We start from the raw sequence: 16,000 nt of genomic DNA, 5'->3' as shown, positions 1-16,000 counted from the left end.
ACCAAGGCACTGACAGTCACGTGTGCCTTTTGGGGCGTGTTCCGGCGACAGGGCCGGCAAGGGCCCGCCGCCCGCGCCCAGGGGATTCGCATCGAGGCGGGGACGGCGGGGGACCGGTGGGACGCGTCAGACTCCGACACCGAAGTCGGAGGCGATCCCGGACAGACCCGAGGCGTACCCCTGGCCCACCGCGCGGAACTTCCACTCCGCGCCGTTGCGGTACAACTCGCCGAAGATCATCGCGGTTTCGGACGCGGCGTCCTCCGACAGGTCGTAGCGCGCGAGTTCGGTGCCGCCGGCCTGGTTGACGACACGGATGAACGCGTTGCGGACCTGGCCGAAGCTCTGTCCGCGCGCGTCGGCGTCGTGGATCGAGACCGGGAACACGATCTTGGCGACCTCGGCCGGTACGCCGGCCAGGTTCACCTTGATCGACTCGTCGTCGCCCTCACCCTCGCCGGTCAGGTTGTCGCCGGTGTGCTCGACCGAACCGTCCGGGCTCTTCAGGTTGTTGTAGAAGACGAAGTGCTGGTCCGAGAGGACCTTGCCCGACTCGTCGACCAGCAGCGCGGACGCGTCGAGGTCGTAGTCGGTGCCCGTCGTGGTCCGCACGTCCCAGCCCAGACCGACCAGGACCGCGGTCAGGCCCGGCGCCTCCTTGCTGAGCGAGACATTGCCGCCTTTGGACAGGGAAACTCCCACGCTGCTCTCCTCCGTGCTGCCGTCGGCCGGGCGAGTGGATGCCCGGCACTGGATGGATCGACACCAAAAAACTACATCACTGTAGAAATAAAGCGGCAGTTGTCGGCCGGAACTCGTCGGTCCTACGTGCTTCTCGCCACGGTGCCGGGCGTGACCAGGCCCGTTTCGTACGCCATGACGACCGCCTGGACGCGGTCGCGGAGGCCGAGTTTGGCGAGGATGCGGGCGACATGGGTCTTGACCGTCGCCTCGGCCAGGAGCGCGTCGCCGGAGCGGACCAGGCGGACGGCGGAGACCAGGTGTTCGGGGGTGACGTCCTTGAGGAGGAACCCGCTGGCCCCGGCGGACAGCGCCGCGTACACCAGGTCGTCGAGGTCGGAGGTGGTCAGGATGATCACGCGGGGCGGGTCGGACGCGCCGGTCAGGATGCGGCGGGTCGCCTCCAGGCCGTGCTGAACTCCCTGACCGGGGTGCTCACCCTGATGCTCGTCGCGGTCGCCGGACTCGGCGTGCTCAGCGGAGTCGTCCTCGACACCCGGGAACGGGTCCGCGACCTGGGCATCCACAAGGCCCTCGGAATGACGCCGCGGCAGACCGTCGTCATGGTCGTCACCTCGGTCGTCATGACCGGACTCGTCGGCGGCGCCGTCGGAGTGCCGCTCGGCGTCGCCCTGCACGGCTGGATCATGCCTGCCATGGGACACAGCGCCGGGCCGAACCTGCCCGAGTCCGTCATCGCCGTCTACCGCACGCCCGAACTGGTCCTGCTCGCCCTCGGTGGACTGCTGATCGCCGTCCTGGGCGCGCTGCTGCCCGCGGGCTGAGCCGCCTGGACCCGTAGTGCCGTCGCCGTGCGCACGGAATAGCGGCGGAACAGGAGCGGAACGGGAGCGGAAGGGGGACGGAAAGGGGACGGAAGGGGGACGGAAAGGGGACGGAAGGGGGAGCCGGGAGCCGTGCGAGCCGAGCCCATGGTTGTACAGTTGCGCAAAGCGGCAATCTTCAAGTGGGTGGCGGCCAGTGGGGCGTGCCCTCGACCGAGGCGAGGAAAGGCGAGCGCGCGATGCTCCGCAACGGACTGGAACCCTGGCACCTGCTGATCGTGGCGATCGTGCTCATCGTGCTGTTCGGCTCGAAGAAGCTGCCGGACACCGCCCGCGCGCTGGGCAAGTCGATGCGCATCCTCAAGAGCGAGACCAAGGCGATGAAGGACGAGAGCCCCGCGTCCGCCGCCACCGCCGAACAGGGCGCGGCTCCGGTGACCCCCACGGCGGTCATCAGGAACTCCGCCGAGCAGGCCGCCCCGCGCGCGACGACCGAGGCCCCGAGCGCCGCGCACTGAGCCCATGTGGTCCGTGTCCGGGGACGGCGCACACCGCCCCCGGACACGGACACGTCTGAGGACTCAGTCCTCTTCGCCGCCTTCGTCGTCGCCCTCGAAGAAGTCGCCCACCTCGTCGACGACTTCGGCCGCGACCAGCCCGCCGACCACCCCCACCGCGAGTCCCGCCGCGCCGGCCGCGACCGCGGTACCGAGGCCGGGCCCGGAGCGGTGGCCCTCGTGACCGGACCCATGACCGGACTCATAGCCGGACCCGTAGCCGGACTCGTGGCCGGACCCATGGGCCGAGTGATGCCCGTACCCGCTTCCGGCGGCATACGGATCGGCGTGGCCGTATGTGGCGTGGGAGCCGTACGACGCCCGGTGCTCCACCAACTGCCTGATCCAGCCGTCGACCTCGCTGTTCCAGTCGCGGGCCCCGACATCGTGATGGCTCACCGTGAAGCGGGTGAGGGTGTCCTGCCCGGACTCGAAGAGGCCGCCGCGCTTGTCGGCCTCCAGGACGATCTCCATGCCGGCCGGGGTGGCGAGGAAGGTCAGCTCGATCTCGTTCACCACGTGCGCGTACTGCGGCGCGGGCGTCAGCTCGATCTCCTGGTAGAAGGGCAACTGCTGCCCCGTACCCCCGATGTGGCCGTGTTCGAGGTCGGCGGACTTGAAGCCGAAGCCCAGCTGCCCCAGCGCCTCCAGGACCGCTTCCTGGACCGGCAGCGGACGCACCGCGAGCGGATCCAGGTCGCCCTTGTCCCTCGCACCGGCCACCGCGAGCTCGGTGCGCACACCGAGGACGATGCCCAGCGGCTGCCCGTACAGCTCGCTGACCGGTGTCTCCCACGGCAGGGACACGCTGAACGGAACGCTGTGCCGCTCCTGCTCGGCGAGGCGGAATCCGCCGCCGACCGTGAACCGCTCGAAGACGACGGCGCCCTCGCTCTCCCCGTCCTCGTGCTCGGCCTCCACCCGGGCGATCAGCTCGAGCCCGATGTGCTCGATCTCCACGTCCGCGCTGCCACCTTGGAGATGGACCTGCCCGGACAGGATCCCGCCGGGCGTCACCGCGCCGCCGTCGAGAACCGTGTCCACCGAGGGGCCGCCTGCGCCCATCGCCCCGAGCAGCCGTTTGAACACCATGTCGGTGTGGCTCCTTCACTGATCGCACTCATCGTTCCGAACCGGCTCGGAGCGTGCCCCGAGCCGTGTGATCAGAACTGACGGCATCAGTAAAGAAGTTCCCAAGTCACCTGGACGGAGGCATCTTTCACGACTCGGTGCGCCCGAAGCAGCGCTCCAGCTCGTCCAGGTCGTAGAACGCGCTGCCCTTCGCCATGGGGGCGCAGCCCGCCTTGAACGCGGTCTCCTTCTCGTTGTAGAGCATCCGCGCCAGATAGGTGTCTCCCTTGCGGAACACGTCCCACTGGATGTTCGCGGCCATCGGAGCCACCGAGCCGCCCCGCCAGGGGTTGTCCGTATAGGTTTACGGCCGAGTCGTCGTCACCGGCTTCGTGCTGCCCGGCAGCCGCATGAGAGCGGCGAGCGGGATGATCTCTTCGGCGTGGGTGAAACGCAGCTCCGCGCCGAGGTCGCTGGTGCCGTCACGCTTGGCCTCGGCCTTCTTGAAGAAGTCGTCGAGCAGGACGTCCGCCATCTTGTACGTGATGTCGCTGTCCGCGAAGCCCGGTCCCTTCTCGTAGAAGTCCTCGGCGTCGCCGAGATAGGCGAACCAGGCGGCGTCGCGCGGGGCGAGGTAGCGCTCCAGGTGCCAGCTGCCCTCGTCGGTCATGGCCGGGGCGATGCTGTAGAGGTTGTAGACCGCCTGGGCCGCGTCCACCTCGCTGCCGATGGAGGCGAATTCCCCGGCCGAGATCCGCCGCACGAAGGCCGGGGCGAAGATCCTCTTCAGGATGTCGCGGGCCGCGCGGTGGGTGGCCGGCTGCTCGGTGACGCTCTTGAGGGTGGTGGCCAGCCGCTGGTCGTGAGCGATGTAGTCGCGGTAGGCGGCACCGCCCGCGGACTTGTGGAAGTAGAGCAGGTCGGGGTCGGTGCGCGCCGGGCCGATGAGGGGCGTGAGCGCCGGGTCGGCGTCGGCGAGGGCCGAGGCGAAGAGGGCGCCGCTGTCGACGGCGCGGCCCTGGCCCGAGCTGACCACGTCGATCGGCTCGGAGTCCTTGGCGATCCGCGCGAACAGTCCGGGCAGCCGCTGCGCCATGCGGGCCGCCGTGCCCTGGATCTCCCGCTTGCCCCGGCCGCTGAGGTTGCCGTATCCGACCTTCTCCATCCCCGTCAGCAGCGAGCGCACCTGCGGGCCGAACTCCGCACCGGCACGGGTGAGTCCGCCCTCGCTCTCGGCCTTGTCCCACAGCTGGAGGATCAACTCTCCGTCCTCGCCGCTCGTCGCCGCGCGTGCACCGTGCCGGGACACGTTCTCGGTGAACACCGGGACGAACCCCTTCGGTGCCCGCTGGTACGTACGGGCGTTCTGCTGCGGCGCGTACGGCGTCTTCGTCCCGTAACCGCCCGACGCGCCGCCCGCCGCCTGCACCGGGAGCGGGGACATGAGGAGGACGGAGAGCGCGGAGAGGGTGAGGGCCAGGGCGGGGGCGGCCGCGATGCGTTTCATGAGGGCGTCGATTCGTCCGGGGGCGGGCTCGGTGATCGGCCGCATCGTTTCCGGACGACGTGAACGTCGGGTGACTGTGACATGGCGGGCGCCGGGTGCGCGTGCCCCGGCGCCCGCACCTCGAACAGGCCCCAGGAGTTACCTGGTTGACGAGGTGTTGGTCGAGGAACCGCTCTGCTGTCGGGGGACCTGCCCGCTCCCGTGCGGCGGTCGTGACCGTCCTCCCGGCCTCCGCCGGAGTGGGCGGCGGCCGAGCGCCGGCAGCGCGGGCGGGGTGAGGAAGCCCTCCGCGCGGGCGGCGGCGATCCCGATGCGGGGGAGGTCGCTGCTCTTCTCGAACAGGAGGTAACGGGGCTCCCAGACGGGCCGGTACTTGGCGTTGGCCCGGTAGAGGGACTCGAGTTGCCACCAGCGGGAGAGGAACGTCAGCACCGCGCACCACAGACGCAGCACGGGTCCGGCGCCCAGCCGGGAGCCGCGCTCGAAGACGGAACGGAACATGGCGAAGTTCAGCGAGACCCGCTGCACCCCGATCTCCTCGGCGCGCAGCAGGAGTTCGATGACCATGAACTCCATGAGGCCGTTCTCGGAGTCACGGTCCCGGCGCATCAGGTCGAGCGACAGCCCCTTCTCGCCCCACGGCACGAAGCTCAGCACGGCCCGCGGTTCGTCCTGGCTGTCGCGGCACTCCAGCATCACGCACCGGCCGTCGCCCGGGTCGCCGAGCCGGCCGAGCGCCATGGAGAACCCGCGCTCGGTCTCGCCGTCCCGCCAGTGGTCCGCCTTGTCGATGAGGGTGGCCATGTCGGCCTCGGGGATGTCCTCGTGGCGGCGGATGCCGACGGTGTACCCGGCCCGGCGGATGCGGTTGTGCGCCTGGCGCACTCCGCGCATCGCGCGCCCTTCGAGGGTGAAGTCGGCGCGGTCCACGATGGCTTCGTCGCCGAGTTCGAGGGCGTCGAGGCCGTGCCGGGCGTAGATCGTGCCGGCCTCCTCGCCTGCGCCCATCACGGCCGGCGTCCAGGCGTGCCGCCGCGCCTCGTGCAGCCATGCCTCGATCGCACCGGGCCAGGCCTCGGGGTCCCCGATCGGGTCGCCGGAGGCCAGGGTCACTCCGCCGACCACCCGGTAGGCGATCGCCGCCTTGCCGCTCGGGGACCACATGACGGCCTTGTCGCGGCGCAGCGCGAAGTAGCCCAGCGAGTCCCGCTCACCGTGCTTGGCGAGAAGGCCGCGCAGACGTCGCTCGTCGTCCTCGCCGAGGAGTTCCCGCCCGCGCGGCGCGCGGAAGCAGGCGTAGAGCACGAGCAGGAAGGACGCCGCGATCAGGATGTTGACGATCACGTCCACCCAGCGGGGCGCGACCACCGAGTCGAGGCGGTCGGCGAGCGGGCCGACGCTGACCCCGCGCAGCAGCGTGTACGCGATCCGGTCGCTCAGCGGCGCCCCGGACACCTTGTTGGTGACGCTCACCAGCAGCGTTCCGAGGGTGCCGCTGACCAGGAAGCCACCGGCGCCGACGGCCAGCGCCAGCCGGGGGTTGGAGCGGTCCCCGACGGCCTGGAACTCCCTGCGCCCCACCAGCAGCGCAACGACGAAGAGCCCGGTGAACACGGTCGAGAACCAGTTGAAGCCGTGCCGTCGGTACTGCTCCTGCGTGAGGGCCAGGACGTACAGCCCGAAGAGCGGTCCCGCCAGCAGCATGTTGAAGATCCACGCGGCCCGTTTGCGGCGCCGCATCACCAGAGCCAGGAACAGCGCCAGCGCGGCCGAGACCAGCCCGGCCGTGGCCAGGTACGGGGTGAAGAACTGACCTCCGTTGTGCTCGTGCACCTCTTCCCGGAACGGCAGCGACGTGACCGCCACCACGTTGAGCAGCGCGAGCAGGCGCAGGTACCAGACCGTGGCCGCGGCCGCCCGTGGTCGCAACCGGTCACCGATGGCCGGCCGTCCCTTCGGGTCCGACCGGCGCGACTTCGAGTTCCTCTGTTCCGGGACGAGTACTGGCTGTTGTGCAGACACCGTGGAGCATCACCTTGGGGAGAGGGCGGTGGGGGAGAGCTGCGGGAGCGGGGGCGGCTAACTCTGTGTGTTCCCTGAGAGGGGCAGAGCGGGGAAACCCTACATGCTGTAAGGAAAAGGTGAGTTGTGGTCACGGTGAGGATTGCCGCCGAGGGTCTTAACGAGTGGCGGTCAGCGGTGTTGCGGGGCCAGACTGCCTGGTCCCGGCGGTGCCGCGGGGTAAGCGGCTGGTAAGAATCGAAGCGCGGACGGAATCTCCCTGGTGGGGGCGCGACCGCGCCGCCGGGCTGTCTCCGTGCGCCGCGCGCATCGACGCGGACGCCGGGGCTCTTGTCCACGGCTCTCGTGTTACCGCAGCTCAGGGGCGTGATGCCCGCCTTGCGTGGCCCCCGCGCCGACTCGTCGGCCGATCTGCCCTCGTTACGGCCGACCCGGGTCCGGCGTGCGATCCGCGTCCACTGTGTCGTGATTTGCGCGCTCTCTTGACCCATAGTTAGGCATGCCTACACTAAGCCCCGCTCTTGGCCGTCCGGCCTGGTATCTGCTGCATCGGAGAGAGGCCCGAGGTGTGGGACGACGCGTTTCCCAGCTTTCTGATCGGTCTGCGTGAGGGGTTGGAAGCGGGACTGATCGTCTCGGTTCTGGTGGCCACGCTCGTACGGTCCGACCAGCGCGCCCGCCTTCCCCATGTATGGACGGGAGTTGCCGCCGCCATCGGGTTGTCGATGAGCTTCGGTGCGGTCCTCACGTTCACGGCGGCGAACCTGCCCGGGAAGTCGCAGGAGGCGTTCGGGGGCACGCTCAGTCTGGTCGCGGTCGTGTTCGTCACCGCCATGGTGTTCTGGATGCGGCGCTCGGCCCGTACGTTCTCCGGCGAGATCAAGCAGAAGGTCGCCGCCGCGCTGGGCATGGGCGCGGGCGTACTGATCGCCACGTCGTTCCTCGCAGTCGGCCGCGAGGGCCTGGAGACCGCGCTGTTCCTGTGGACCACCGCGCAGGCCGCGGGGAGTTCGTCGGGTCCGCTGGCCGGAGCGGCGGTCGGGCTGCTGATGGCCGCGGCGCTGTGCTGGGGCCTGTACCGGCGCGTCCTGCACATCAACCTCACGCGGTTCTTCAGCATCACCGGCGCCGTGCTCATAGTCATCGCCGCGGGCGTCCTCGGCTACGGCATGCGCGACCTCCAGGAAGCCACGGTGATCCCGGGCGGCACGTCGTACGCCTTCGATCTGTCGGCGCATCTCGACCCGGCCTCCTGGTACGTCACCGTCGTCCAGGGCACGCTCAACCTCACCCCGCAGATGACCTGGCTTCAGGTCGGTGTCTACGGCGCGTACCTGGCGATCGTGATGACGCTGTTCGTGCGCGGCGTCCGCGGGGCGGCCCCGGCGAAGCCGGTGCCTGTGGTGTCCGCCGCCGCGGTGGCCGAGACCTCGGACGGTTCCGTGCCCGTGGGGCTCGCTGCCGCGGTGGCCGCCGAGCCGACGGCGGGGGCGTCCGCGCCCGCCGAGGGCACGAAGGCCGTGGTGCTCGCCGCGACGGACGTCGCGGGGGCGGCCAAGCGCGTGTCCGTGCCGCTCGACCCCGCCGAGGCGGAGCAGACCGCGACGCCCGCCGCCATGCGGGCCAAGAGTCCCGCCGACCCCGACCCCGACGCCGGGAGTGCCGCGGCGTCGACCGCCGTCGAGGCCGAGCGGTCCGCCGCGCCCGCTCCGGCCGGGGGCGAGGCCGGGTCCGTTTCCGTCGACGCCGACAAGGCCGCCACGTGTGCCGCGATCGAGGCCGAGGCCGGCCCGTCCGCCACGTCCGCCGCGGAAGGCGACCCCACCGCTGACGGCGAGCACGCCTCCGAAGGAGAGCCCACCGCCGAAGGCGAGAAGTCCGCCGAGCCTGCCGCCTCCGGCCCCGAGAAGCCGTCCGCTCCCGCCGAGGGCGCCGTGGCCACGCCGTCCACCCCCCGTCGCTTCCCCCGCTGGACGGTCCCCGCCGCTCTCGTCGCCGTGCCCGCGCTCATCGCGGGGATCACCATCGCCGCCGGCGGCGGAAAGCCCGCGTCCGGGACGCCCGTCGTCGAGGTGTCCGCGGCCGACTGCGGCAAGGGCTTCACCGCGCCCAAGCCGGGCCGGCAGACCTTCCAGGTGCGCAACACCGGCTCCCGTACCTCCGAGATCTATCTGATCGACCCGGTCAGCAACGCCGTCTACGGCGAGGTCGAGGGCATCGCCCCCGGCACCACCCGCGCCCTGATCGCCACCGTCGGGACGGGCTCGTACGCCTGGCGCTGTGTGCCCAACGGCGGGAAGGCCGTCACCTCGGCGGCCGTACGCGTCAGCGCGCGCGGCGGCTCCGTCCAGGCCGTGCTGCCGGTCTCCGAGAAGGACCTCGCCGCACCGCTGGCCGCCTACCGGACGTACGTCGACCAGGGTCTGGCCGACCTGCAGACGAAGACGCGCACCCTCCAGAGCGACCTCGACGCCGACAAGCTCGACCAGGCCCGCAAGGACTGGCTGCCCGCGCACACGCAGTACGCCTCGCTCGGCGCCGCCTACGGGACGTTCGCCGACTTCGACGCGAAGATCAACGGCCGTACGGCCGGACTCGCGGGCGGGGTCGACGACCCCGCCTTCACCGGCTTCCATCGCATCGAGTACGGCCTGTGGCACGGCCAGTCCGCCGCCACCCTCGCGCCGTACGCCAAGCAACTCGCCGCCGATGTGGACGCCCTGCGCAAGGACTTCCCGAAGCAGGACTTCGACCCGGCCGACCTCCCGCTGCGCTCCCACGAGATCCTCGAGAACACTCTGCACCGCGAACTGAGCGACAACGCCGACTACGGCAGCGGCACCGAGCTGGCCACCACCGAGGCCAACCTCGACGGCACCCGTGAACTGCTCACCCTGCTCCGCCCGTTGATCGACAAGCGCAACGCCAAGGTGATCCCGGCCGTCGACACGTGGATGCGGCGCACCGAGCAACTGGTGCTCGCCCAGCGGGCCGAGGACGGCACCTGGACGCCGCTGGACAAGCTGTCCGACACCGACCGGCAGCGCCTCGACGGCTCGGTCGGCCAGTTGTTGGAAGAGCTCGCCCCGATCCCGGACCTCCTGGAGATCCGCAAGGCCGCGTGAGCAGCCCAACGCCTGCTTGAGCAACCCCACGGCCGCGTGAGCAGCCCCAAGGCCGCCTCAGTAGCCCGGTGGCGCCGAGCCCGAGACCGTCGGCCCACCCGCACCGAACCACCGCCCCCGCAGTACCGGGACCATGTGCCCACAGGAGAGGACCTCCCCCGATGACGACCCCGAGCCAGGACGACCAGGCCGCGCCGGGCGGCTGCCCCTTCGGCCGCCGTACGTTCACCAGGACCGCCCTCGGCGTCGGCGCGGCCGGAGCCGCCCTGGCGGGCGCCGGGCTCGTCGGGGCCCAGATGGCCGCGGGCAGCACTCCCGCCGCGGCGGCCGACTCGGGCAGCGGCAAGGTGTCCTTCCACGGCGCCCACCAGGCCGGCATCACCACCCCCGCGCCCACGGCCGCCGTCTTCGTCTCCTTCGACGTCATCGCCGAGGACCGCACCCAACTGGTCGCCCTGCTGCGCACGATCACCGAACGGGCCCGCTTCCTGACCACCGGTGGCACCCCGGTCGACCTCGGCGTGGGGGCACCGCCCTCCGACAGCGGTCTGCTGGGACCGGACCTGCCCGCGGACGACCTCACCGTCACCGTGGGCGTCGGCGCCTCGCTCTTCGACGACCGCTACGGCCTCGCCGACCGCATACCGCGCCACCTCAAGCCGATGCGCACCTTCCCCAACGACAACCTCGACGCCGCCGAGTGCCACGGCGACCTGTCGTTGCAGCTGTGCGCCGCCACCTCCGACACGGTGCTGCACGCCCTGCGCGACATCACCCGGCACACCCGCGGCGCGATGCAGATCAAGTGGCGCATCGACGGCTTCCAGAACCCGTCCCGTCCGACCGGCGCGCAGCGCAACTTCCTCGGGTTCAAGGACGGCATCGCCAACCCCGACACGACCTCGTCCCGCGAGATGGACAAGCTGGTCTGGGTCACCGCGGCCGACGGCGAACCGTCCTGGGCGGTCGGCGGCAGCTACCAGGTCATCCGGATCATCCGCATGCTGGTCGAGTTCTGGGACCGGGTCTCGCTCACCGAGCAGGAGAAGATGATCGGCCGCCGCCGTGACACCGGCGCACCGCTGGACGGCGCCCAGGAGACCGACCTCCCGCGCTACACCAAGGACCCCAAGGGCGAGGCGATCCCGCTGGACGCCCACATCCGGCTCGCCAACCCCCGTACGGCGAAGACCGACACCGCTCGGATCCTGCGCCGCGGCTACAACTACGACCGGGGCGTCGACAAGGCGGGCAACCTCGACATGGGCCTGGCCTTCTGCTCCTACCAGCAGGACGTCGTCCGTCAGTTCGAGGCGACCCAGACGCGTCTGATCGACGAACCGCTCGTGGACTACATCAGCCCCACCGGGGGCGGCTACTTCTTCGTGCTGCCCGGGGTGAAGGACAAGTCCGACTGGCTGGGCCGCTCCCTCGTGGAGGGCTGAAGCGAAGGGGGAAGAGGGGGGTGGGCCGGGGCCGGCAGCGGGGGCAGGCACGAGGCCGTCCCGTCCAGCGCGCCGAGCAGGAACGGCAACACTCCCCGCTCCATCAGGGCCAGTTGCCACTCCTCATGGGCACGCCTCACCTCGGGATCGCGGTCCTCCGAGGTGGGGCGCTCGCGCGTCGCCAGTGACCAGAGAAGGTCGCCCAGCGCCGCGCCCGCGGTCACCGCGGCCAGGATCACCACCACCATGATCAGCCCGTCGTTCAGATGCGGACGTACGTCGAGGGCGTGCAGGTCGAACCCGCTCAGGACGTACACGCCCGCGGCGACGACACCGAGGCTCGGCACGAGCAGCGCCGAGACGGACACGGAGCCATCTCCCACACGTACGACGGCCTTTGAGAGGCCGCCATGTCGTCGGGACGCCCGCACTCGGAGGTACTGGTCGTACTCGACAGCGGCGGTCCGGGAGAGCGAGGGGCGCGCCTGAAGGGCTTCGGCGCGCAGGCGCTCGCGCGTGTCCGCCACGCCGACGCGTTCCACGGCTGCCATGATCTCGGGGGAGTGGAGGGCCCGGTCCAGGATCCGCTCGAAGGTGCCGTCGCTCGGCGCCGACGGACCGTCGTCACGTTCCTTCATTTGGGGGTCCCCCGAGACGTAAGAGGCTCACGATGAGGCAAACCCTACAGTATGTAGGGTTTCCGCTCGCCAACCGCTTCGGTGTCGGGTCTCCATCGGGTCGATGGATCTTCGTGGGATCATCGGTACGGGATGCGTCGCCGTGCGTCGAGCGTCACGGCTTCCCGGTGGCCCGGTGCACGAAGGCGGGCGGGAGATTCGGCCACACCACGGGCGAGCGTTCCAACCGGTCGAAGCGGCCTGCCAGTTCGGCGGTGAAGTCACGGGCGGGCGGAGTCCAGGCCGCGTGCAGATACGCGAAGGTGGTGAACCGGCCGTCGGGCGCCAGGACTTCGTTCACGGCGTCCAGGATGCTCACGCGCCGCTCCCGCGACATGACCGTCCACGGCAGCCCGGAGACCACCGCGTCGACCGGTCCGCTCACCGCGGCGGGCAGCTCGGCGGCCGAACCCCGCACCACGGTCAGCCGTTCGTCGTGTCGCGCGGCCGACAGTCGTGCCGCGAGCACCGGATTGATCTCGACCGCGACGAGCCGCGCGTCGGGCGCGAGCCGGGCGAGGATCGCGTCGGTGAACACCCCGGTCCCCGGGCCCAGTTCGACGACGAGCCGGGCTCGCTCCAGACCGATGCCCTCGGTCATCGCGTGGGCCAGCCGACGTGAACTGGCCGCCACGGCACCGGTCATGAGGGGCCGTCTGAGGAACTCGGTGGTGATCGACATGCCCACCATGCTCGAAGCACGTCCCGTGGCCGCACGTCGTATCCCCGGCCGGTGCGCGTACGACCTCGGGAGGACCCCGTGACGCCCCGCAGGACGATGCGGCGGAGCGGGCCCCGGTCATAGCGTGAGGCGGTGCAACGGCTGATCGAGACCCTGCTCGGCCTGCGGCGCGGCCACCCGTGGCTGACGGACGTCCTGTTGGTCGTGCTGGTGGCCGTGCCCCCGGTCATCCGCCCGGAGCCGGGCTGGCGGCCGGTCTGGGTACAGGCGGGTGTGTATGTCGCCCTGGTGCTGCCGCTGCTGTGGCGCCGCCGTCGGCCGGTGCTCGTCGCGGCCCTGGTGACGGCGGCCTTCTGGGCTCAGTACCTCGGACACGTGTGGGGACAGGAACCGGGGCGCGGCGCCGTCGCCCTGGCCGCGGTCCTGGCCACCCTCACCGTGCGCGGTCTGCGCCGCGCCGCCGCGCTGACGGTGGTCGGTGCCGCCGCCTGCGTACTGCTGTGGATTCCCGCGTGGCAGCGGGAGTACGTGGGTCCGGGCGCCCGAGGTGCATGGCTCACCCCGCTCGCGGTGGGGCTGCTGCTGGCCGGGTCCTGGGTGTTCGGCGAGTACGTCCGTGCCCGGCGCGCCTACCTCGCCGAGTTCGAGCGGCGGGTCGTACTCGTCGAGTCGGAGCGCCTCGCCCTGGCCCGGGTCGCCGTCGCCGAGGAACGGGCGCGCATCGCCCGCGAGATCCACGACGTCCTCGCGCACAGCGTGAGCGTGATGGTGGTCAACGCCGAGGGCGGCAGGCTGATGCGGCATGTCGACCCCGCCGTCGTCGACCGCACCCTCGGCGTCATCAGCGCGACCGGCCGCGAGGCGCTCGGTGAACTGCGCCGGCTGCTGGAGGTGCTGCGTACGCCCGACGCGGACGCCTCAGCGGATCCCGACCCCGACCCCGACTCCGACCACAACCCCGACTCCGCTCCCGAGCACCTCTCGGCCGATCTGCGTCGGCTGATCGGACGCCTCAACACGAGCGGCACGCGCGCCCGGCTGGACCTGCGCGGCGAGCAGGGCGGCCTGCCGGCGGACCTCACCGTGCAGACGTACCGCATCGTGCAGGAGGCGCTCACCAACATCGTCAAGCACGCGCCGGCGGACGCCACGATCCACGTACGGGTCGACACGGGTGCTCAGGGGCCCGGGCGGCTGGTCCGCGTGCGGGTGGAGAACTCGGCCGGAGCCGCAGCCGCAGCCGCAGGGGGCGCCGTCACCGAGCACCCCGCCCCGCTGCCCTCGTCCGGTCGCGGCCTCACCGGCATGCGCGAACGCACCGCCCTGTACGGCGGGAGTGTCGACGCGGGGCCCACACCCGACGGCGGCTACCAGGTCGCCGCCACCCTGCGCGTCGCCGGGCCCGAGCCCACCGGGACGGCCCCATGACCGGGCCGACCCCGACCTCGACCCCGTCCCCGACGTCGTCCCCGTCCCGCGTGCTGATCTGCGACGACCAGGAGCTGATCCGGATGGGGCTGCGCATGGTCGTCGACAGCCAGCCCGACCTCACCGTGGTGGGCGAGGCCGCCGACGGCGACGCGGCGATCGCGGGCGCCGCCGCCCTGGAGCCGGACCTCGTCCTGATGGACGTACGCATGCCCGGTCTGGACGGACTGGCCGCCACCGAGCACCTCTGCGCGCAGCCCCACGGGCCCCGGATCCTCGTCGTCACCACCTTCGACCTCGACGAGTACGCCTACGCGGCCCTGCGTGCCGGCGCGAACGGCTTCCTCGTCAAGGACGCCCCGGCCGAGGAGATCCTGGTGACCGTCCGGGCGGTGTTGCGGGGCGAGGTCATGGTGGCGCCCTCGCTCACCCGGCGCCTGGTCGAACGCTTCGTCCTGCACGGGCCCGCGTCCGCGTCCACGCCCGCCCAGCGCCGCCGCCTCGCCGCCCTCACCGAGCGGGAACGGGAAGTCCTCGCCCTGGTCGCCCGGGGACTGGCCAACGGTGAGATCGCGGCCCGCCTCTTCGTCGGGGAGACGACCGTCAAGACCCACCTCGGCCGCATCCTGACCAAGCTCGGCCTCCGGGACCGTATCCACGCGGTGATCTTCGCCTACGAGAGCGGGCTGGTACGGGTCGGGGACTGAGCGGCGGCGGGGGTACGCGGTGACGGGGACGCGTGCGGCGACGGGCATCCCGCCGTCCGGCGGGACTTCTCCGCCGTCTGGCGCTGCCGCGGGACCGCGGGCGCGCGGCACGATGACAGCCAGTGGTCACAGGGACGTGGCCCGGACGCAGGGAGAGCCGATGACCACCAATCCGTCCGCCGAGGCGCAGGGCTCCCGGGTCGGGCCGCCCCCGCCGTTCGACCCGGAGCTCGCCGCCGCCCTGGAGATCATCCGCGAACAGCTGCCGTCCTCGTTCAGCGTCGAGATGATCCCGGCGCTGCGCGAGGGCATGGCGCTGTCGGAAGGGGCGGACCTGGACCTGACCCGGGACGGCGCCTTCGCGGTGGAGGAGCGCACGGTGCCCGGGCCGCAGGGCGCACCGGACATCCCCCTGCTCATCTGCCGACCGACCCGGGCCGCCGCGGCCGTGCCCGTCGTCTACAACGTGCACGGCGGCGGCATGGTGATCGGCGACAACCGCACCGGCGTCGGGGAAATGCTCGACTGGGCCGAGGAGCTGGGCACGGCCGTGGTGTCGGTGGAGTACCGCCTCGCGCCCGAAAACCCGCATCCGGCCCTCGTCGAGGACTGCTACGCCGGACTGAAGTGGACGGCCGAGCATGCCGGGGAACTGGGGTTCGACCCCGAGCGGATCATCGTCGCGGGCGCGAGCGCCGGGGGCGGTCTGACCGCGGCGGTCGCCCTGCTCGCCCGGGACCGCGGCACACCGGCGCTCCTGGGACAGGTGCTGCTGTGCCCGATGCTCGACGACCGCAACGACACCCCCTCCAGCCATCAGATGGCCGGTCTCGGCGTGTGGGACCGCGCGGCGAACCACATGGGGTGGACGGCCCTGCTCGGTGACGCCCGCGGCGGCCCGGACGTCTCTCCCTACGCCGCCCCGGCCCGCGCAGAGGACCTCTCCGGGCTGCCCCCGGCCTTCATCGACGTCGGCTCGGCCGAGACCTTCCGGGACGAGGCCGTCGCCTACGCGAGCGGCCTGTGGCAGGCGGGCGGCCGGGCCGAACTCCACGTGTGGCCCGGTGGCTTCCACGGATACGACCTGATGGCGCCGCAGGCCGCCCTGTCCCAGGACACCAAGGCCGCACGTCTGCGCTGGCTGCGCCGGCTCCTGGAGAACTGACCCCGTCCACCGCGTTCCTGCCGGTGACGGCTTGGCACCGGGCGCCGGAAGCCGGAGCATGAGGGAGCGACGCTTTCCGGTGGCCCGT

Annotated in this window: 13 protein-coding genes and 1 pseudogene; 7 read left to right on the top strand and 7 right to left on the bottom strand. The window is 71.7% G+C overall.

The window, feature by feature from the left end; translation table 11 throughout:
* Positions 1 to 126: 126 nt before the first annotated feature.
* A complete protein-coding gene (locus OG798_RS10980) occupies positions 127 to 702 on the bottom strand; it encodes a TerD family protein (protein ID WP_075025505.1) in 576 nt (191 codons plus the stop codon).
* 122 nt (positions 703 to 824) lie between these two features.
* The gene (locus OG798_RS10975; RefSeq protein WP_443053740.1) at positions 825 to 1,268 is read right to left on the bottom strand and encodes a response regulator; all 444 of its coding nucleotides are present in this window, start codon (positions 1,266 to 1,268) and stop codon (positions 825 to 827) included.
* Here OG798_RS10975 and OG798_RS10970 point away from each other — a divergent pair.
* Complete coding sequence (locus tag OG798_RS10970; RefSeq protein ID WP_267061071.1) at positions 1,152 to 1,526, top strand: FtsX-like permease family protein; 375 nt, start codon at positions 1,152 to 1,154, stop codon at positions 1,524 to 1,526. The genes OG798_RS10975 and OG798_RS10970 overlap by 117 nt on opposite strands.
* A gap of 239 nt (positions 1,527 to 1,765) precedes the next feature.
* Positions 1,766 to 2,044, top strand: a complete 279-nt coding sequence (tatA, locus tag OG798_RS10965) for a Sec-independent protein translocase subunit TatA (RefSeq protein WP_267061070.1) — start codon at positions 1,766 to 1,768, stop codon at positions 2,042 to 2,044.
* A 63-nt stretch (positions 2,045 to 2,107) separates the two neighbouring features.
* Here the strand turns inward: tatA and OG798_RS10960 are convergent, their stop codons facing one another.
* The 3 genes and pseudogenes from OG798_RS10960 to OG798_RS10950 form a co-directional block, all read right to left on the bottom strand.
* Positions 2,108 to 3,175, bottom strand: a complete 1,068-nt coding sequence (locus tag OG798_RS10960) for a sporulation protein (protein ID WP_328756879.1) — start codon at positions 3,173 to 3,175, stop codon at positions 2,108 to 2,110.
* Between the two features lie 127 nt (positions 3,176 to 3,302).
* Positions 3,303 to 4,661: pseudogene (locus OG798_RS10955) on the bottom strand (histidine-type phosphatase).
* Positions 4,662 to 4,799: 138 nt separating this feature from the next.
* Entirely contained in the window at positions 4,800 to 6,683 is a 1,884-nt protein-coding gene (locus OG798_RS10950; protein WP_435864084.1) for a phosphatidylglycerol lysyltransferase domain-containing protein, read from the bottom strand.
* 566 nt (positions 6,684 to 7,249) lie between these two features.
* Here OG798_RS10950 and efeU point away from each other — a divergent pair.
* A complete protein-coding gene (efeU, locus tag OG798_RS10945) occupies positions 7,250 to 9,808 on the top strand; it encodes an iron uptake transporter permease EfeU (RefSeq protein ID WP_328760011.1) in 2,559 nt (852 codons plus the stop codon).
* 161 nt (positions 9,809 to 9,969) lie between these two features.
* Positions 9,970 to 11,253 (top strand): iron uptake transporter deferrochelatase/peroxidase subunit, encoded by a 1,284-nt coding sequence (efeB, locus tag OG798_RS10940; RefSeq protein ID WP_267061066.1) that lies wholly within the window; start codon positions 9,970 to 9,972, stop codon positions 11,251 to 11,253.
* Here efeB and OG798_RS10935 read toward each other — a convergent pair.
* Both OG798_RS10935 and OG798_RS10930 read right to left on the bottom strand, forming a co-directional pair.
* On the bottom strand, positions 11,184 to 11,891 hold the full coding sequence (locus OG798_RS10935) for a hypothetical protein (RefSeq protein ID WP_328756877.1): 708 nt from the start codon (positions 11,889 to 11,891) through the stop codon (positions 11,184 to 11,186). The genes efeB and OG798_RS10935 overlap by 70 nt on opposite strands.
* 154 nt (positions 11,892 to 12,045) lie before the next feature.
* Complete coding sequence (locus OG798_RS10930; protein ID WP_097227707.1) at positions 12,046 to 12,612, bottom strand: class I SAM-dependent methyltransferase; 567 nt, start codon at positions 12,610 to 12,612, stop codon at positions 12,046 to 12,048.
* A 132-nt stretch (positions 12,613 to 12,744) separates the two neighbouring features.
* Between OG798_RS10930 and OG798_RS10925 the strand changes: the two genes are divergently transcribed.
* The 3 genes from OG798_RS10925 to OG798_RS10915 all read left to right on the top strand — a co-directional run bounded on the left by OG798_RS10925 (position 12,745) and on the right by OG798_RS10915 (position 15,912).
* Positions 12,745 to 14,040 carry a sensor histidine kinase gene (locus tag OG798_RS10925; RefSeq protein ID WP_328756876.1) on the top strand — a complete coding sequence of 432 codons (1,296 nt, stop codon included), beginning with the start codon at positions 12,745 to 12,747 and terminating at the stop codon, positions 14,038 to 14,040.
* Positions 14,037 to 14,747, top strand: coding sequence for a response regulator (locus OG798_RS10920; protein WP_097226606.1), 711 nt, complete (start codon positions 14,037 to 14,039; stop codon positions 14,745 to 14,747). The genes OG798_RS10925 and OG798_RS10920 overlap by 4 nt, the downstream gene beginning before the upstream one ends.
* Before the next feature lie 160 nt (positions 14,748 to 14,907).
* A complete protein-coding gene (locus OG798_RS10915; protein WP_267061065.1) occupies positions 14,908 to 15,912 on the top strand; it encodes an alpha/beta hydrolase in 1,005 nt (334 codons plus the stop codon).
* The last annotated feature ends 88 nt before the right edge of the window (positions 15,913 to 16,000 follow it).

The organism is Streptomyces sp. NBC_00271 (assembly GCF_036178845.1).
GTDB lineage: Bacteria > Actinomycetota > Actinomycetes > Streptomycetales > Streptomycetaceae > Streptomyces.
Note: the sequence above shows the minus strand (reverse complement) of the source record. Positions and strands in the feature narration are given on the sequence as shown.